Origin of the sequence: Bacillus sp. MMSF_3328 (assembly GCF_030733525.1) — a bacterium.
GTDB lineage: Bacteria > Bacillota > Bacilli > Bacillales > Cytobacillaceae > Bacillus_AB > Bacillus_AB infantis.
Map to the genome: position 1 here is coordinate 411,051 of NZ_JASHIV010000002.1, position 18,174 is coordinate 429,224.

The window sequence follows — 18,174 nt, forward strand, 5'->3', positions numbered from 1 at the left end:
CCTCTTCTCTTGTCCTGTTAGGTATTTTTCCTGAATGGCATTTTCTTAAACACCAAAAGTTGAAATCATAGCAGGAACTGGAGGAGCGGATAAAACCATGGAATGACCAAAGAAGTAAGAATAGCCGAGAAACCCATGGCTGCGCTGGAGACTGCTCCCTGCACAGGGTCTTCTATTGCTGCCTGGCTTGTGCCGATCCCGTGGGCCACTGTTCCGATGCCAAGCCCTCTAGCGAAAGGATCGCTGATTCTTAGAAAAGATAGAATAACAGAGCCCATGACAGCCCCAAAGATACCGGCCGAGATGACGAAAACAGCAGCAAGCGGCGGGTCACCTCCGATTATTTTGGCAGCTTCGATTGCGACCGGAGTCGTGATCGCTTTCACGGCAGAGGTCGCCTGGATTTTTTCCGGGAGACCAAGCACTTTTGCCAGCAGTACGGCCGATGTGATGGTCGATAAGGTTCCAGCTGTCAGACCGATGACAGCAGGCATTAATCTTTCCCTGATCACCCTCCGGTTATGATACAGAGGAACGGCAAGAGCGACAGTGGCAGGACCAAGCATGAAGGTCATGATATTTTTAGCCGGCGTGTATTCTTCATACGTAATCCCTCCGGCAAGCAGCAGAAGGATCATGATAAGTGTAGCTGTAAAAACAGGCGTGGCAAATGGGGAAAGCAGCCGGGCAGAAAGCGCCTTTGCCCCGATATAGACGATAATCGTCAAAAGGATGCTAATGAGTGTGATCCCGCTCACCCTTTTCCGCCCCCTTCCCTGAAAAATAAGCTGCCAGGCCGGAAGTTATGATTAGCCCGATGACGGTACTGCCGATAATCATTATGAGAAGCTGCCAGCCGCTCGTCCGAATCAGTCCCCCGTAACTCATCAGCCCGACAGCTATCGGGATAAAAAAGAAAGCCAGGTGCCGGTTTAGGAATGCTGCCCCCTTTTCGATCTGGCTTACCTTTACGGCACCGGTCAGCAGGAGGATGAATAAAATCATCATGCCAAGTACGCTTGCAGGAAGGGGCAGGTGAAGAATTTCAACGATAAAATCTGAAACGGCGTAAATCATCCACAGCAAAAAAAGCTGCCATAAAAAGATAAGTGCATTTTTCACCATTCTAACCCTTCCCCCACTAGATAATCTACTATCCATAATAGAGGAAAAAGTGCAAAATTGCTTAGAATTTTATTCTATACATTCAGCCGTCGGACGGCTTTCCTTCCATGGAGGATCAAGTAAAGGACTGCAGCAATCAAGACAATCACTGTTCCTATCATGTAAATATAGCTGTAGCCTGAATGGGCCGCAGCAGTTCCGAGGATAAAAGAGCCAATGGCAAAGCCTCCGTCAAAAAAGACAAAGAAAGTCGCGGTTGCCGTCCCCTTTCTGCCTGCGGGAGCCGATTCCACTGCAATGGTTTGAAAACACGACACCAGGGTGCCAAAACCGATGCCGACAAATGCTCCTGAAAGCAGGAGCTGGAAGCTTGATGATGCCTGGCTCAGCATCCAGACGCCGATCCCAAAGAAGAGGATGCACGGATAAATCACTTTATTTTCCCCGAACTGATCAAACCATCTTCCGGTAAATGGGCGGGAAAGCAATAACGCTGCGGCATAAACGACAAAGAAATAGCTTGCTGCCTGGACGAGGTCCAGCTCTCTCGCATACACCGAGATGAAGGAAATGACGCTCGAATAGACAAAAGATAATGTAAAAGCAACGAATCCGATGGGCACTGTCTTCCGTTCAAAGAAGTCCGACAGCTTCATCTTTTTCCCTGCTGCTGCCTGCCGGGTCTGCCTGTCTTGCTGTTCTTTCAGCTCCATCATCAATCCGCAGGTAAGAGCAAGCAAGGAGCAGGCAATGCAAACCGCGAACAGTACGGTGTAACTGGCTGCTCCTATAATGGTCAGCCCGGCGAATGGTCCGATGACCATGGCAAGGTTCATGAAAGTGGCATAATAGCCCATCCCTTCCCCGCGGCGCGCAGCCGGAATAATGGCTGCAGCAATAGCTCCTGTTGCGGTGGTTGCCATACCAAAGCCCGCACCGTGGATGACCCGGATAATCAGCAGCACAAACGGTGATTTAACAAAAAGGTAAAGGATAGATCCAGCCAGGAAAATAGAGGCTCCGATGATCAAAATTTTCTTCGGGCCAAAGGTATCAAGCCATTTTCCAGAAAACGGCCTGAAAACTATCGCCGACAGAACAAACACCGTAATAACGAGCCCGATGGCCTGCCCTCCGCCCTGCAGTTCATCTGCTACATAAACCGGCAGTGTAACGGTCAGCATATAAAAAATTACAAATACAAAAAAACTGGCAAAGGAAATATTGATGAAATCCTTTGTCCAAAGCTGAGGTTTTTCCAACTGTTTCACATCTTTCTCCTGATATATGGATATATTTAACGCGGGAAAAGCTCCCCAAGTGATCTGAGGAGCTTTTCCCTATATTATAGGATATTTTCCTGTCTTTTATTAGAATGGGAACTCACGATTAGTTTTTTGGACAGATACCCATTTTGTTGTTGTAAATTCTTCAATGAGCCAAGGATTGCCGAAACGGCCGACGCCTGAAGCTTTATTGCCGCCGAATGGAATATCCGGCTGCGCATTAACAGTCTGATCGTTGATATGAGTCACACCGCTGTCAATCTGCAGTGCATATTGCTGCGCTTTTTCAAGATCCTGCGTAAAGATGGATGATGACAGTCCATACTCTGTTTCAGAGGCAATCCTGATCGCTTCTTCATCACTTTCAACCGGAATGATGGTTGCGATTGGCGAAAAGACTTCAGTCTGAGCAAGGGCAGAATCATTTTTCACATCTTTGAAAACGTACGGAGTCAAGATGTTGCCAACTCTTTGTCCTTCAAGCGCAATTTTCTCGCCGTTTGCAATGGCGGCTTCGATGACTGCCTGAGCCTTCTGCAGCTGCCTATCGTTGATCAGCGGTCCAACGACAGTTGCAGGATCCTTTGGATTGCCATAAGGAAGTGCTTTTGCTCTGTCGACGAATTTATTTGTAAATTCTTCAGCAATATCCTTATGGACAATGATCCTGTTTGTGATCATGCAGATCTGGCCCTGGTGGACGAATTTTCCGAAGATAGCAGCATCAACAGCACGGTCAACATCTGCATCTGAAAGGACGATGAATGGATTGTTTCCGCCAAGCTCCAATGCCACTTTTTTCAGGTTCCTTCCGGCAATTTCCCCGACATGTCTTCCGACAGCGGTTGAGCCAGTGAATGAAATAAAGCGTGGAATTGGGTGTTCAAGCAGATAGTCGCCTGTCCCATCTGTTTTCGGATCTGTGAGCAGAAGGTTCAGGACCCCTGCCGGCAGGCCGGCTTCTTCAAAAGCTTTTGTCAGGATGACGCCGCCAGTGATGCCTGTTGCCACATCCGGCTTATGCACAACTGCATTACCAAGGGCAATGGCTGGCGCTATGGTCCTTACTGACAGGTTAAGCGGGAAGTTGAATGGCGAAATGGAGGTGATGACACCCACCGGCACGCGGTACACGTGGTTTTCCTTCCCTTCAATAGTTGCCGGAACCTGGTTCACGACATTTACTTCATCAGCAAATTTGATCGCTTCCTCCAGCTCCTCAAATGTGATCTGCAGGGCAATATTGGCCGCAAGAATGGTTCCGCCTGTTTCTGAAGTATAAATATCTATAATTTCTTTTTTATGTTCTTCAAGATAGGCAATTACTTTCCTTAAAACTTCTTTGCGTTCCCCGGGGGTTGTCTTTGCCCATTTCTTTTGTGCTTTTTCAGCTGTAAGCATAGCCTGATCAATGTCAGCCTCATTTACAGTTTTTACAGTATAAAGCCTGGAATCGTCATATGGATTCAATACATCGATTGTATTGGCGCCGCTTCCCTCCAGCCATTTACCGTTAATATATTGTTTGGTGTAATCCTTAAAATTGACCATAAATCTCTCCCTCTCCCTGAAACTTACTGCAAAGAAGATTCCTAGGTTGCTATAGCAACATTTAGGGTCATGTCATCAGCAGCACTAGAATCTTAACACATATAAAGTTGCTATAACAACTTATGTGCTTAGCTGGCTAACCTTTTTAAAACAGGAGTTTATACCCAGAAACTTAAGGAGGACACCGTCCGTAAATAAGCTATACCGAAACAAATGTCTGAGGAGGAAAGCATGAAGGGACGCAAACGAAGGTATTTATTATTATCAAGTATATTGAGCAGCTTTCTGATCATCTCTGCCTGCAGCCCTACGGAAGCTGATAAAGAAAAAACACAGGCTGCCCAGCAGGAGGAAGATAAATACGAAAAACTCGCAAAGGATCAGAATAAGGAGTCAGAGCTGGAGCCGATTGAATTGACTTCCTACAGCGAAGAGGTTGGGCTGAAACTGAAGGAACCGGCTTACAAGGAATTTACCGTCAATGAGAAGGCGGTTATCGAGGGGACGATCGAAAAATCAGCCAGCCTGAAATCTGACTTTGTCTGGATCAAAGTCCATGCAGCTGAAGAGGGTCCGGCAGGCACTGACCACGAATATTACACAAAAATTGAAGACGGAAAATTTAAGCAGGAACTTCACTTCTTCAACGGTGAGGGAGAGTATCAGGTAAAGGTGCAGATTCCGAGTATGGATCAGGAAAACTATTATTATGATACTGCATCTTTCACGGTCCATAATGTGAATCCGCAGATCGTCCGCGATGTCACATATACCCCTTTCGGACAGGAGGATGAAATCAGCCTGGATCTTAAGTCCAGCTATGTTGAGGATAATGAGATCTTTAAGCTTGAGGGAAGCGCCGGCAGGCTTAGCGACAATGATACAATCATGATTAAACTGAATAAGGATGCTGATACCTGGACACATGTCCTGCCGGTTGAACAGGGCAAGTTCACCTACGATGTTCCCCTTCTATACGGAAAAGGTCTCCACGAGCTGGAAGTGCTTGTGCCTGACAAAGAACGGGAGAACTATTACCAGACTGCCACAACGCTTCTGATCGACAATCAGTCAGACAGGACCATGAAGCCAATCGAGTTTTATGAAGCTTACAGGGAACGTGGTGTCACACTGAAGTCTCCGCAGTTTGGAGGAGAAGAGTCCAATGGTGAATATACGGTAAAAGGAAAAATAGATCCTGAGGCTGATTTCGGACCTGAAACCACGCACATCTATGTTTCTACCAAAAAAGGCGAGGATGAAGCACTTGATGTCATTCCGGTAGAAAACTTTGAATTCGACGGCTCCTTCTACCTCCGCTTCGGGCCGGGCATTTATGAAGTAACGCTGAGTGTACCGGAAATCAAGGAAGAAAACAGTGACAGTTTCCGCTATTACGGCTTTGCTTCTTTTGAAGTGGAAGCAGAAAGCGAAGATCAGCGCGACCTTCTGCCATCAAGGGGTGTCGAGTCAGAAGCACCAGAAATCAAGACTCTTGCCGGCAAACTGACAGAGGGAAAAAGCACTGAGAAGGAAAAAATCAAAGCCATCTATGAATATGTCGCCAAAAATGTTTCCTATGATGTCGACAAATATGAAAATAGTACATTCAGCTGGGATGACAGCGCCCTGAAAACGCTGAAAACGAAAACCGGCGTCTGCCAGGATTATGCCTACCTCTCCACCGCACTATTGCGTGCCAGCGGGATTGAAGCAAGAATCATTGAGGGTACCGCGCGCGGCGGCTTCTGGCCTTCCAACCATGCCTGGGTCGAAGCAAAAGCGAACGGCAGCTGGATCGTCATGGACCCGACCTGGGGAGCCGGATATATTCAAGACGATCAATTCGTTGCCAAATATACCGATCAATACTTTGAGCCCAATCCGGCCGAATTTGAAAAGACCCATACAAGAAAAGGGGTCACCTACTAAAATATTTGGAGAGACAGAACCTTGGCGTACTGTCTCTTCTTTTTAAAAGGGTCATTTTCATATAGGGCGAAAGACCATAATATGGTAGTATGAAACTAGACAGAAGTGAAAATTCCGAAAAACCAAATGTCAAATCTTTAAAAAGGGGGAGTTGCAATTGACAGGTTTGGTCACTGTAGTAATGATTTTTTCCATCCCGCTTGTCGCCATCGTCACAAGCCATTATCAATCACTTGCCAAAACAAAAGTAAAAATCATTGAAAAAGAGCTGGAACTGGAAAAATTGAAACATGAGAATTATTTAATAGAAACGCAGAAGATGAGGATTGAATTGGAGAAGATGAAGCTGGAGGGGCCTTTGGAGGTAAAGTAACACATCAGTATCCTGTTGCAGAGGAATTTGTTCCTTCCCCTCTTTTCATTCAAAAGATGCTGCGGGAAGGAGTATAATATCCTTCAATGCTGAAGCCGGAGCTGAACAGGAAATTCACTTTGCCTTTCTACTCAAACAGGTCCTGAAGAGCTGCAGCAGGCTTCTTTTGCATTAAACTATCACCAAACTGAGGATCTGGTTCCCTATTTGCCTAAAATAGAATGTCCGGCAACCCTTTTGTTTGGGGCAGCATGACCGGTACCCGGTTCCCTATTGGGGGCTGCTTCAGCATCAGCATGCTCCACATTCAGTTTTCAGGCTGATACCCACTGCAAGCTATTATTTCAATGATTGATCAGCCAAGTATTGTTTCCGCTGAACTGCTGGCCCACCTTAAAAATGCTGTACAAACAAGACAGTTATCCATTTAGCTGTCTTGTTGACATGGCTTATGAATCAGTTTTTTGTACAGCGGGTAAAGGAAGGACAGAATTCAAATTTATTCTTTTGCTTGGTTTAACGCCATATAGCCAGCACCGATCACCCCTGCTTCTCCCCCAAACTCACAGATGCCAAGCTTTATTTTGCCTCTTAGATTGGCATATAATTTTTCCTTCATTTTATGGTTAATCTCATCTATCAGCCAGGGATTGCAGCAGATTACAGCTCCGCCAAGGACAATTGCCCCTGGATCCATGAGCTGAACGATGGAGGCGACAGCACTGGAAAAATGCTCAATCCAATCATAGATCACTTTAACAGCCATCTTTTCCTTATCTTTAAATTTTTCAAACAGATATTCTGCGTCCGCACTTTCACCATATATTAGCTTACTCCTGGCATCAAGAGCCCTGCCGCTGCAAAGAGATTCCAGTGTCATTTCCTTGGTCCCCTTTTCTTCGCTTGCCTGGCCGATGATCATTCTGCCCGCTTCGCCTGCATATCCATTGTCCCCCCTGATCATTTGACCGTTATAGTAAACACTCATCCCAATGCCAGTGCTCACTGTCATGTAGATAGAATAGCTTTTTCCTGCAGCAGCACCCTGTTCGGCTTCCAGCAACCCTGCTGCGTTGACATCATTGTCAAAGTAAACCTCAAGCCCAGGAAAGCAGGATTGTATGTACTCAATTCTTATTCCGTCAAGAACAGGAATGTTGTCCGCATCTTTTATTACTTGTGTCTGTTCATTCCATGGGACAGGCAGGGCAATTCCAATTTTCTTAGCATTTTTCTGAGGATCGACCCTTTCAGCCATCCGGAAGATTTCACTAAACATGTCATCTGCCGTTTTAAAACTCCTGGTTACTGCCGTCTCCATACGGATCACCGACAGCTCTTTTCCGATAAGTCCAACTCGAATATTTGTAGCGCCTATATCTACACCAATTACGTATTCATTCATTTAGACATAGCTCCTTACCCAGCAACTCTATGTTTATTATTTATTTTTGAGGAATCGTTCAATAAAAACAGTTAAGACCTGCTTCCATGCTGACAGGCAGGAACGAAACTCCATTTGAGTATATATCCTTTGATGTCCACCAATCTTCTATTTTTCTTTGCTCCTGTCAATCTGAAACTAATTTTCTCATTCACAGTATCCAGGTGCAAATATAATATGGATTGCACTAATACTGCAACTTTAGTGGAAGCAGAAAGATTGACTCCAAATTTTTAGAACAGCATTACAAATGGGTCCTCAATGCATCAAATAGAAAAAAATAAGCGGAGATTTTCCAGCTAAATACAGAATAGAGCTCAATTCGAGGTAAATAAGGGGAGATTTTCCGGTTATGCAAAATAAAATACCACATTATTACGTTTTTGGAGCCAATAAGCGGAATTTCTCCGTCTATTTGAGCTGTTTTTTATAGAAATTTCTATTTAAGAGGAATTCTTCCGTCTATTAATTAGACTGGGTTCTTGACCTGATACCTTACCCGATAAGATCGAATCCTCTGAGTGCCAGATGCGGGGATCAGCATCTTTTTTTCGACCAGTTGGGAAAGTACCTTTTTTACTGTCTTGGCACTTAGTTTTAGATACTTCTCGACTTCTTTTGGAGATATGTCTTCTCCTTTTCGAATCACTAGCCGAAGCACTTCCTTTTCAAGAAAGGACAAAGAAGTTTGGTCCAGCTCATCACCCATCCATCTGCCTATCACTTGCTGAACAACCTGTTGGCATCTGCGGGGATTCTCTTTTACTTGATCAAAAGAAAAGCGGATGACGGTCCATCTATCAATCACCAGCTGGTTTTGACGTTCCAGGCTGTCGGAAAATTGCCATCTGCTGATGTTCTTTAGGTGAGGGCCATACCCGTCGACCTCTAAACAAACCTTGATGCCGGGACGGATATAAGCAAAATCCAAATACCTTTTCCCATCATTGGAATTATCAATTTCATATTCAGGGTGTAGATAATTAAACTGGTAAAATACTGGCCACCACACTTGCTTCAAAAACAGCATTTCAGCATGTTTGTGACCTTCTTCCAGGCGCCGCAGCCGCTCACCGGTTCTTGCCTGTAAGTGTGAATGTAAAAATGCCTGATATTCTTCTTCAAATCCCATATATCCCTCTCCTATCAATAAGAAAATGAACAGCATAGGCTTTAAAAGCTTCCAATGAATCATATCCATTCTTGATTCATTTGTTTTAATAGGACGATTTTTGAATGACTTTGGAAAATAATGAGTGGTAAATGTAGTGAAAAAAAGAGGATTGGAAACAGGCAAACAGAATTGTGGAGCAGCAATGATAAAAGAATATTTCGATGATAACCCTTGGATAAACTAATTTTAGTGTATTAGATTTCTAACAATTGTCAATCAACTTATGCCATTCGACAATAATTCTTATCTAACATCTCCTAACCTTAAGAGAGATATGGGTTAAAACCTCACCTACTTATTATAGGCTCCAATTCATCTTGAGAAGGCACAAAACAAAAAAAGCGGGGCATCCATCCTGGATACCCTGCTCATAAACTTAGCTACTTGCTACTGAACATCATTACGCCCACCACATATCCCCAGGTGTTTCCCGGATCAGAACTTCATTCAGGTTCTTCACTGCGCGTGCAAACCCTTCATCAATCGACATCAGCGGATCTTCATGCTCGATGCTGACAACATAGTCATAGCCATACAGCCTCAGGGCGCTCATCATATCGCTCCATTCCTGGATGCTGTGGCCGCATCCGACGCTGCGGAACGTCCAGGCGCGTGTCTGAACTTCCCCATATGGCTGCATGTCTGTCAGTCCATACATATTGACATTATCCTGATCAATATAGGTGTCCTTGGCATGAAAATGATGAATGGCACCGGCTTTCCCGAGAATCTTAATCGCTGCGACCGGATCGATTCCCTGCCACCACAAGTGGCTTGGATCAAGATTCGCCCCGATGGCCGGGCTTGTTTCCTCGCGAAGCTTCAGCATGGTGTAAGGTGTGTGGACAAGGAAGCCGCCATGCAGCTCCAGTCCAATTTTAACATTATGCTCTTCTGCTAAAGTGCCGATTTCCTTCCAATATGGTATTAGCTTGTTTTCCCATTGCCATTTCAGGACATCCCCATATTCAGCCGGCCAAGGTACAACTGGCCAGTTTGGCTGTTTTGCTTCTTCACTGTCGCCTGCTGTGCCGGAAAAGGCATTGACGACTGGTACACCGAGGAGTGAAGCAAGCTTGATGGTTTTACGGAGTACCTCATCAGATTCTTCAGCAAAAGCTTTATCAGGGGAAATCGGATTCCCGTGGCAGCTGAATGCGCTGATTGTCAGCCCTCTTGATGTTACTGCTTCCAGGTAAGCTTTTCTTTTTGCCTCATCCTCAAGCAATTCGTCCAATGGGCAATGTGCATTTCCAGGATAGCAGCCTGTGCCGATTTCAACAGCGTCAAGACCAGCTCCTTTTACATGATCGAGCATTTCTTCGAAAGATTTTTGTGAAAATAAGACTGCAAAAACACCGAGCTTCATTCTGCCAGGACCCCCTTCTTAAGAGGAACAATCTGCTTAGTTTTCTGTGATTCGATTGCAGCAAGGATGATTTCAAGGCTCTTTAAGCCTTCTTCTCCGCTGATCAGCGGCTCCTTGTCTTCTGCTACACTTTTAACAAAATGATTGATCACATGGGAAGTTGTCTGTCCGCCTTCCTCATTTGTCTGGATTTTGTCCAGCTTATGCTGAACCGAACTGCCGTCACGGTAAACCTCTATCAGGGAGTATTCCGGATCTGCTTCAAGATGGAGGGTCCCTTTTTCCCCGTAGATGACAGTGGAGTTGTCGCTTCCGCCCATATATGACCAGCTTGCTGCCAGTGTGCCGACTGCTCCTGACTCTGATCGGAGAACACAGACCGCATTATCGTCCACTTCTGTATTTTCCTTCGCGTTGGTCGCGATCAGCGCACCGACTTCAGTAAATTCTCCGAGCAGATAGCGCAATAAATCGGCTTTATGTACGCCAAGATCGCCCATGGCACCGATAAAAGCTTCTTTTTTATTAAAGAACCAGCTGTCAGCGCCATCCGCACTCCATCCTTCTGGGCCGGCATGCCCGAAAGTTGTTCTGAAGCTGAAAATCCTGCCCAGCTTGCCGCTCTCAATAAGTTCCTTTGCTTTCTGATGCGCAGCAGTGAAGCGCTGGTTGTGGGCAATCATGAGTTTTTTTCCGTTTGCCCTTGCAGCCTCATTCATTGCTTCTGCTTCTTCCCTTGATGCAGCCATAGGCTTTTCACACAATACATGGCGGCCTGCATTCAGGGCTGCCAGCGTAACTTCTGCATGGAGGAAATTCGGCAGGCAAACACTGACCAGATCGATTCCTTCCATTTCAATCGCTTCTTTATAATCGGTGAATGCCCTGGCCCCATATTTTGCAGCTGTCTCTTCTGCTCTTTCCAGGTTGCTGTCGCATACAGCAGCGATTTCTACCAATGGATTTGCGGCATATTCCGGCAGGTGGCGATATTGGGCAATGCTTCCGCAGCCGATAACAGCAGCTTTTAATGTAGTCATAAGGATCAAACTCCTTTAATGGATAATTGTTTTTTTAGGTACTTAATGCTGATTTCAATGCTTTCAAATGGCGTTAAGCGGGTTGCATCCTGTTCTACTACCCACCACTTTACTCCTGCTTCATCCCCAAGACTGAGGATTTCCTCCAGGTCGATGCTTCCCGTCCCAAGCTCCGCGAAGAACTGTTCTTCATCTTTTGTCATATCCTTCAGATGCACAAGCGGTGACCTGCCTTTGTACCTTTTGATCCAGGCAGCCGGATCTTCCTTTGCTTTTGCCAGCCAGTAGACATCCAGTTCTGTCTGGAGCAGTTCAGGGTCGCTGTCATCAAAAATGGCCTCAAGCGCCATCCTCCCGTCACTCAATATTTCAAGCTCGAAATCATGGTTATGGTAGCATAAGGTGATTCCTGCATCCTTCAGCTTCCGGCCTGCTTCGTTCAGCAGGGGAATGAGTGATTGATAGCTTTCCTCTGTACGCTGATCCGGCATAAGGTAAGGGCAAACTGCATATTGAATTCCAACCGTTTTAAGATCGGAAATCACATTGTTCAGGTTGTCCTTAAGATCGGCCAGAGGGATATGGGCAGATACCGGCGCAAGATTAAGGTCGTCAGTCAATTCCTTCACTTTTTCTGCACTCAGCCCTCCAAAACCTGCAAATTCCACCCCGTCAAAACCGAGTTCTGCCACTTTCTTCAGGGTTCCCGCAAAATCTTTCTCCGTTTCTTCACGAAGTGTATAGAGCTGTACTGCAATTGGTATTCCCGACATCTTGATCCCCTCGCTTCCGAATAATTTCAAAATAAACTATTTGATTCCATCATAAGTGACCATCAATTATTTGAACATTCATGATATGATTAAAACATGCACTATTTTGCTATTTTGAGTGAAGGGGGTCATTTTTTGAAAACGGATACATTATTTTGCGGCTATTCATACCATACACAGCCCTTTTATTCTCATCATAAGTCCGGCTACCCTTCCTACCTGATCCGTCTGCAGACAGAAGGAGCATGCGAAGCGATCGTCAGAGGCAATCGCAGAAAATTGGAAAAAGGCGACCTGCTTCTCATCAAGCCTGGGGATCATTATGAACTGATGGTCGACAGCCTTCTTCCTGATAAGGCTATTTTGAGCGGCGACTATCATCTTATCTGTGAGGGTAAATGGATTGAAGATTGGTGGAAGAGATCTAATAAACCGGATGTGGCACGGATTGATGCAGATGAGCGGCTGCTTTCCCTCTGGAGACATCTGATCATTGAATTAAGGCGTCCTTCGAAGGAAGAGTTTAATGAACTGTCCGACTACCTTCTCCGCTCACTCTGCATCTTGCTTGAAAGATCGCTGAAGGAATCGTCTCTTTCTGCCCACAGGCCATATGCAGTCACAAGGATGCTCAGGTTCATTGAGGAGCATGCGCTTTCATCTTTTAAAGTAGAAGAAGCAGCTGCCCATGCCGGATTGAGCGTTTCGCGTGCTGTGCATCTCTTCAAGGAAAGCACAGGGAAAACGATCATGGAATATGCCATGGAAATCAGGCTCGCGGCTGCTGAGGAAAGGATGAAATATACCACCATGACACTGGAGCAGATTGCGGAAGAGTGCGGGTTTGGCACCTACCCCTATTTTCACCGGGTGTTCAGCAAAATGCATGGCAGGGCACCGGGGGTTTACCGGCGGATGGAATATGGAGGGATGGGGAGCGTGAAGAGCTGAGGGTTCTGGATGGAAGATGGTGTTGGTGGTATGAGGCACTCTGCACCTATATTTCCAGATTTAGAGTGTCTCATAACCCTGATATGAAGTACTCTGCACTATACTTCCAGCCTTAGAGTGACTCATGTCGCTGAAATGAAGCACTCTGCACTTATACTTCCAGCCTTAGAGTGACTCATGTCGCTGAAATGAAGCACTCTGCACCTATACTTCCAGCCTTAGAGTGACTCATGTCGCTGAAATGAAGCACTCTGCACCTGTACTTCCAGCCTTAGAGTGACTCATGTCGCTGGTTTGAAGCACTCTGCACTTATTCTTCCAGCCTTAGAATGACTCATGTCGGTGAAATGAAGCACTCTGCACCCAATTCTTCCAGCCTTAAAGTGACTCATGCCGATATAAAGCACACACCTGAACAGGTGGTCCAAAAGTTTATCATTTCCTCAGAAAGACAAATTTACTATCCCTCGACACACCAAAAAGGCGCATGCTCTTCATGCGCCCTTCTACAAATTATGCAATCTCATGAAAAGTAATTTCAGGCCGGCTGCCGATGCGGATATTAACCCCTGTCTGCCCCAGCCCCTCGCTGATATAGAAAGGCATGCCGTTATGATAGTGCAAGCCTTTGACCATATTCATGCGCACCAGCTTTCCCATCTTAGCCAGGTGATACGGTTTGGGCCAGTGAATCTGGCCGCCGTGGAAGTGGCCGGATAAAAGATAATCATATTTATAGTCCTTCATCTCAAGGACAACATTTGGATCATGCGTAAGCACCAGATTATACCCATCAGACACTCCTAAATATGATTTAGCCACATCATGATGCTTGGTACTGTAATTATCAATTCCAATTATATTTAACTTTTCTCCATTAATATCAATGACCGAATGCTCATTCTGCAGTGTCCTGCACCCGTTTTCCTCAAGGATCTTTTTTAAGGCTGCAAAATTCTTTCCCTTCAGGACATAATCATGATTGCCAAAAACAGCGTACATGCCATATCGCGGTTCGAGTTTATTAAACATTTGCAGGTAAGGGGCCAGTTTCGGCAAACTCCTTTTTCGGTCCATGAAATCCCCCGTCAGGGCAATAAGGTCGATATCCTTTCCGGCTATTCTCTCATAAAGTTCCTTTGGGCTGATTGAGATATTCTCCAAATGCAGATCAGACAAATGAAGAATCTTTATCTTATTGCTGGCAAGCACAATATCTGGCCGTTCGACTGATACTGTCCTGACAGCTATTTTACTTGTGTTTTTATTTGCTTTAAACAGTGAATAGACAAGGTAGACAGAAATAATCAAGAAAAAATATAATGACATTCGCACATCTCCTCCTACTTAACCAGTATAAGTGTCTCATTCCCTAAGTCCTAGTGGGAGTTGAAGGAAGTCTTCAAAAAAACTATGACTCTTTTACAAAAAAGATAGTACAATATACTTTCTGGTAAATGAGAAGGAGTGTTTTTATGAGATTGCTTGGCATTATAATTGGAATCATCGCTGCTGATAACCTGTTCCATCTGATTGACGCCTTTGCTTATGGCCTAAAGGCCGAAACCAGCATGGAACGGATTGGGGCTGTATTTTTTGGCGTCTGTGTACTGGGCATACTGATGCTCATCTTCCACCGCCTGTTTACCGCTGCCTTTTTCAATGGATTCACAGCGGCAACAGGTTTGTTCCTGAGCTTCGACATCGCCGTATTCCACTGGATCTTCCAGCTCCACCGGATCACCAACGGGCCTGAAGCCAACTGGCTGGAACCGCTGTTTGTTATTGGGGGATCTTTTTTGGTTTGGTATGGGATTAAGCGAGAACGGATGGGTGTTAGGGAAGTTTAAAAAGGCCTTGCTCATTAGTTATACTCGGTCTTTCCTAAACAGCCATCCTTATTTTCCCCTTCCGAAAAAGCACCAAGTTTGCTAAGATAAAAAGATAAAAATTAACTTGCGGGTGAATTACATGACTGAAACAACCGAACTAAAAGGATTTGACACAAGTATTGTGTATGACTACAAGGATTATCCTGACGAAAAAAGCGGGAGATGCGATAATTGCGATAATACCTTGTTCAAAAGCTCGGTGAAGGATTTTATTTTTCTCCGTGAATGCCGGAAATGCGGAATGAAGAAAAGTATATAAAGCTGTTGTAGGAGGCGCAAATTTTGCGTCTCTTTTATTTTTCGATGAAAGAAAAAACGCTCTATTTACCTGTTTATTATTGTTTACATCTCTTTGATCCCCGACTCATATACTGGACTAGCACAACCTTTAAGGAGTGAACGTCTGATATGAAAATAAAAACACTAAAAAGGCTGGTGGTTTTGTTGGGTATCCTCTTCATCTTTCTACTGCTCGGCTCTGTTTCTGCCGTCATTTATGCCAACTATTATGTCAATGACGGCGAAGTGACTGTGTCACAGGAGCTTTTCCCGGAGAATGAGCCGAAAAGAGTGCTTGCTCTGTTTGCACACCCTGACGATGAAATTATGGTCAGCGGAACCTTTTCTAAGCTGGGGAAACAGAAGGATGCATTTACTGCACTCGCGGTATTCACCAGGGGCGAAGCAGGTCCTGACGGAGGGGTTGTCCCAAGGGATAAGCTTGGGGCTGAACGCACAAAGGAAGTGAAGAAATCTGCTGAAATTATTGGCGTGGACCGTCTGGAGATTTTTGACTTTCCAGATGGAGGCTTAGAAGAAGTGAATGGTGAGGAGATTAAACAGGTTATCAGAGACTTGATTACAGAGATTAAGCCGACAGTATTGATTTCTTATGATGATGAAATTGGCTTATACGGCCATCCAGACCATGTGGTTACAGGCCAGCTGGTGCGGGAAGTGGCAAAGGAAGAGCTTTCCAAGGGGAATTCTTCTGTTAAAAGGCATTATATGGTTACTCTGCCGAAGCCGATGATTGAAGTGGCCCTTAAGCTCTCTCCAACTTTCAAGGAGAAGTATCCCAAGGATACCAGCAAGGGTCTTCCAGAGCCCGATATCGCTTTCCCGATGGCAACTGAAGCTGCTTCACGAAAAAAAGTCCTCCTCGCCCACCGGACCCAAAAAGAAGTGATTTCAAGTGTGCAGCCGTATTATGATAAAATTCCTGCATCCATCTATTACCGCATTTTTGACCGGGAGTATTTTCACCTGGCTGAATCAGCTGATCGGGAATGAAAATCATAGTGAAATGCCAACCTATATAAGGATCAATATGGAGAGGCGGTGATAGCAGTGGCAAAAAAGGGCATCCAAAATTCAAGCATTGAACAAATCCAAAAAGACCATGAAACGGAGTCTGCTTTCCAGAAGAACGACGCCAAAAAGAAACAGGGGCGGAAATGATTTAAGTTATAGGTTCAATAGAATGGCAGGAAATAAAGCTCAGCTATGATTCGTAATAGTGGTTGCAGCAGGCTCTGCTGGAACCACTATTTCAGCAAATAGCGGTCCTAGCCAGCACCGCTGGAACCACTATTTCACCCAAGATCAAAAATAGCGGTCCTAGCCAGCCTCGCTGCAACCACTATTTCACCTAAGAGATCCCAAATAGCGGTCCTAGCCAGCACCGCTGGAACCACTATTTCAGCAAAACACCAAAATAGCGGTCCCAGCCAGCTCTGCTCGAAGCGCTATTTCTGAAAAAGTTCCCAGTCCGCTTTCTATCTTAAAGAAATACCCTGTATAGTGCTATTTCTTCTGATCACTCTTCCTTTGACTTTGTGGTACCGCTGTATCAAGCGCTCCTGTTTCAAAGTCATATTCCTTGGATATTCCGGCAAATCTTCCAAGATCGTTTGTACGGTCTTCACCCTTTTGATTTTTAGCCATGAGGCTCACCTCCTCCACTGTAATTTCCCCTTTCCTGATTCCAATTATGTACATTCCCGCTAGCCAAATAATCTGTCTTGAATTTACTTATACTATGGATGAAAGGAGGCGGAACGATTGAAAAATAATAAGAAAAACCAACCTGATACAACACAGATTGCCGCCAGATACTTCAATGCATCCGATTATGAAGGGAACTCCCAGCTGGAGCAGGGTCTCGCTGAAACCCATGAACAAGTCGGGGATGATTATAATGAGGGAACTGTGGATCAGCTGAAGGAATAGGCAATGAAGCTGCTTGCCTTGCGCAAGCAGCTTTATTCCGTAATACCGGCTTTCTAAAGCTGATAACTCCGAGACCTTTCGTCGTCAGGAAATAAGACAATTAACTTCCCCTCCTTCTTCTGCTCTTTTAAAATAAGTACCAGGAGGGATAATGAAATGATAATCCGTGAAGCAGTAAAAGAAGATTTGCCGGACATTCTTGATATTTATAATGAAGCAATCCGCACACTGACAGCAACTTTTGACCTCGAAGAACAAAGCCTGGAACATCGGACGGCCTGGTTCGAAAAATACGGCGGCAGATATCCCCTGACGGTTGCAGAGGAAGATGGCCAAATTGCAGGCTACTGCTCCATTGGACCATTCCGCGATAAACAGGCCTATGAGAAAACAGCAGAGCTTTCTGTATACATATCATCCCGCTTCAGAGGGAAAGGGATCGGGAAGGGTCTGGTAGAGGATATGCTCTCCCGCGCAGCCAGCCTGGACTACCATACCATCATCAGCGGCCTCACTGCCGGAAATGAGGCAAGCGTCAGGCTCCACGAAAGGCTCGGATTTCACTATATCGGCATATTTAAGGAAGTCGGCTTTAAATTCGGGGAATGGCAGGATGTCCTTTTTTATCAGTATTTCTTCAATAAATGACAAAGGCCGGCAGAATGCCGGCTTTATAAAAAAACAAAAAATCGCCTAACTCATGGTTTAGACGATTTCATTTTATCTTACGCAGTTGATCGCAGTCTGCAATAGCTCGATATCCTTAACAATTTCTGACTTTAAGGCTTTGTCTTTACATCTGTTATATTCTTTTTTCATCCGTTGGATTTCCTCTAAAAAAATGTAGTATTCTATGCTGTTCATAATCGCCCTCTTACAATTTGAATTATTTACTACTCTTTACCCTTTTTACAAAAATGAAAACAACAAAATATGTCATTTTTTAGGTGACAGGCACCTATACCAGTTATAGACCACCTACAAAAAGCCCCCACACCAGTCATGCCGGGGCTTTCATTATAATTGATAAAA

General features: G+C 45.0%; 19 protein-coding genes and 1 pseudogene. 9 read left to right on the forward strand and 11 right to left on the reverse strand.

Annotation, left to right across the window (positions count from 1 at the left end; all coding sequences use genetic code 11):
• Nucleotides 1-65: 65 nt before the first annotated feature.
• From RBB45_RS05795 to RBB45_RS05810, 4 genes are all read right to left on the reverse strand, one after another.
• On the reverse strand, nucleotides 66-758 hold the full coding sequence (locus RBB45_RS05795; RefSeq protein ID WP_009793246.1) for an LrgB family protein: 693 nt from the start codon (nucleotides 756-758) through the stop codon (nucleotides 66-68).
• The gene (locus RBB45_RS05800) at nucleotides 736-1,125 is read right to left on the reverse strand and encodes a CidA/LrgA family protein (protein WP_009793245.1); all 390 of its coding nucleotides are present in this window, start codon (nucleotides 1,123-1,125) and stop codon (nucleotides 736-738) included. Before RBB45_RS05800 ends, RBB45_RS05795 begins: the two co-directional genes overlap by 23 nt.
• 74 nt (nucleotides 1,126-1,199) lie before the next feature.
• Nucleotides 1,200-2,387: an MFS transporter gene (locus RBB45_RS05805; protein ID WP_009793244.1), complete on the reverse strand. Its 1,188-nt coding sequence runs from the start codon at nucleotides 2,385-2,387 to the stop codon at nucleotides 1,200-1,202.
• Between the two features lie 108 nt (nucleotides 2,388-2,495).
• Nucleotides 2,496-3,962 carry an aldehyde dehydrogenase family protein gene (locus RBB45_RS05810; RefSeq protein ID WP_306009241.1) on the reverse strand — a complete coding sequence of 489 codons (1,467 nt, stop codon included), beginning with the start codon at nucleotides 3,960-3,962 and terminating at the stop codon, nucleotides 2,496-2,498.
• A 231-nt stretch (nucleotides 3,963-4,193) separates the two neighbouring features.
• Here RBB45_RS05810 and RBB45_RS05815 point away from each other — a divergent pair, with 231 nt between their 5' ends.
• Nucleotides 4,194-5,894, forward strand: a complete 1,701-nt coding sequence (locus RBB45_RS05815) for a transglutaminase domain-containing protein (protein ID WP_306009242.1) — start codon at nucleotides 4,194-4,196, stop codon at nucleotides 5,892-5,894.
• A 157-nt stretch (nucleotides 5,895-6,051) separates the two neighbouring features.
• The gene (locus RBB45_RS05820) at nucleotides 6,052-6,267 is read left to right on the forward strand and encodes a hypothetical protein (RefSeq protein ID WP_022544013.1); all 216 of its coding nucleotides are present in this window, start codon (nucleotides 6,052-6,054) and stop codon (nucleotides 6,265-6,267) included.
• 499 nt (nucleotides 6,268-6,766) lie between these two features.
• Here RBB45_RS05820 and RBB45_RS05825 read toward each other — a convergent pair whose 3' ends face one another.
• The 5 genes from RBB45_RS05825 to RBB45_RS05845 form a co-directional block, all read right to left on the reverse strand.
• Nucleotides 6,767-7,672, reverse strand: a complete 906-nt coding sequence (locus RBB45_RS05825; RefSeq protein ID WP_306009243.1) for an ROK family protein — start codon at nucleotides 7,670-7,672, stop codon at nucleotides 6,767-6,769.
• A 508-nt stretch (nucleotides 7,673-8,180) separates the two neighbouring features.
• Nucleotides 8,181-8,843 (reverse strand): BlaI/MecI/CopY family transcriptional regulator, encoded by a 663-nt coding sequence (locus RBB45_RS05830; protein ID WP_165352590.1) that lies wholly within the window; start codon nucleotides 8,841-8,843, stop codon nucleotides 8,181-8,183.
• Nucleotides 8,844-9,285: 442 nt separating this feature from the next.
• A complete protein-coding gene (locus RBB45_RS05835) occupies nucleotides 9,286-10,254 on the reverse strand; it encodes a sugar phosphate isomerase/epimerase family protein (RefSeq protein ID WP_129612608.1) in 969 nt (322 codons plus the stop codon).
• Complete coding sequence (locus RBB45_RS05840; RefSeq protein ID WP_022544015.1) at nucleotides 10,251-11,294, reverse strand: Gfo/Idh/MocA family protein; 1,044 nt, start codon at nucleotides 11,292-11,294, stop codon at nucleotides 10,251-10,253. The genes RBB45_RS05835 and RBB45_RS05840 overlap by 4 nt, the downstream gene beginning before the upstream one ends.
• Nucleotides 11,295-11,299: 5 nt before the next feature.
• Nucleotides 11,300-12,067: a sugar phosphate isomerase/epimerase family protein gene (locus tag RBB45_RS05845; RefSeq protein ID WP_306009244.1), complete on the reverse strand. Its 768-nt coding sequence runs from the start codon at nucleotides 12,065-12,067 to the stop codon at nucleotides 11,300-11,302.
• 135 nt (nucleotides 12,068-12,202) lie between these two features.
• Between RBB45_RS05845 and RBB45_RS05850 the strand changes: the two genes are divergently transcribed.
• The gene (locus RBB45_RS05850) at nucleotides 12,203-13,018 is read left to right on the forward strand and encodes a helix-turn-helix domain-containing protein (protein WP_022544016.1); all 816 of its coding nucleotides are present in this window, start codon (nucleotides 12,203-12,205) and stop codon (nucleotides 13,016-13,018) included.
• Nucleotides 13,019-13,531: 513 nt separating this feature from the next.
• Here the strand turns inward: RBB45_RS05850 and RBB45_RS05855 are convergent.
• Nucleotides 13,532-14,347 (reverse strand): metallophosphoesterase, encoded by an 816-nt coding sequence (locus RBB45_RS05855; protein ID WP_129612606.1) that lies wholly within the window; start codon nucleotides 14,345-14,347, stop codon nucleotides 13,532-13,534.
• A gap of 146 nt (nucleotides 14,348-14,493) precedes the next feature.
• Between RBB45_RS05855 and RBB45_RS05860 the strand changes: the two genes are divergently transcribed.
• From RBB45_RS05860 to RBB45_RS05875, 4 genes are all read left to right on the forward strand, one after another.
• Nucleotides 14,494-14,868, forward strand: coding sequence for a hypothetical protein (locus RBB45_RS05860; protein WP_129612605.1), 375 nt, complete (start codon nucleotides 14,494-14,496; stop codon nucleotides 14,866-14,868).
• Between the two features lie 121 nt (nucleotides 14,869-14,989).
• Entirely contained in the window at nucleotides 14,990-15,169 is a 180-nt protein-coding gene (locus RBB45_RS05865; RefSeq protein ID WP_009793231.1) for a DUF8096 family protein, read from the forward strand.
• A 149-nt stretch (nucleotides 15,170-15,318) separates the two neighbouring features.
• Entirely contained in the window at nucleotides 15,319-16,203 is an 885-nt protein-coding gene (locus tag RBB45_RS05870; RefSeq protein ID WP_306009245.1) for a PIG-L deacetylase family protein, read from the forward strand.
• A 57-nt stretch (nucleotides 16,204-16,260) separates the two neighbouring features.
• Nucleotides 16,261-16,371 (forward strand): biofilm-forming protein, encoded by a 111-nt coding sequence (locus RBB45_RS05875; protein WP_101548278.1) that lies wholly within the window; start codon nucleotides 16,261-16,263, stop codon nucleotides 16,369-16,371.
• Nucleotides 16,372-16,716: 345 nt separating this feature from the next.
• Here the strand turns inward: RBB45_RS05875 and RBB45_RS05880 are convergent, their stop codons facing one another.
• Complete coding sequence (locus RBB45_RS05880; protein ID WP_022544018.1) at nucleotides 16,717-16,857, reverse strand: hypothetical protein; 141 nt, start codon at nucleotides 16,855-16,857, stop codon at nucleotides 16,717-16,719.
• 111 nt (nucleotides 16,858-16,968) lie between these two features.
• Between RBB45_RS05880 and RBB45_RS05885 the strand changes: the two are divergent.
• Nucleotides 16,969-17,142, forward strand: a pseudogene (locus RBB45_RS05885) (YozQ family protein); the annotation flags it as partial.
• A 156-nt stretch (nucleotides 17,143-17,298) separates the two neighbouring features.
• Nucleotides 17,299-17,790, forward strand: coding sequence for a GNAT family N-acetyltransferase (locus RBB45_RS05890; RefSeq protein WP_009793226.1), 492 nt, complete (start codon nucleotides 17,299-17,301; stop codon nucleotides 17,788-17,790).
• Nucleotides 17,791-18,174: the final 384 nt, after the last annotated feature.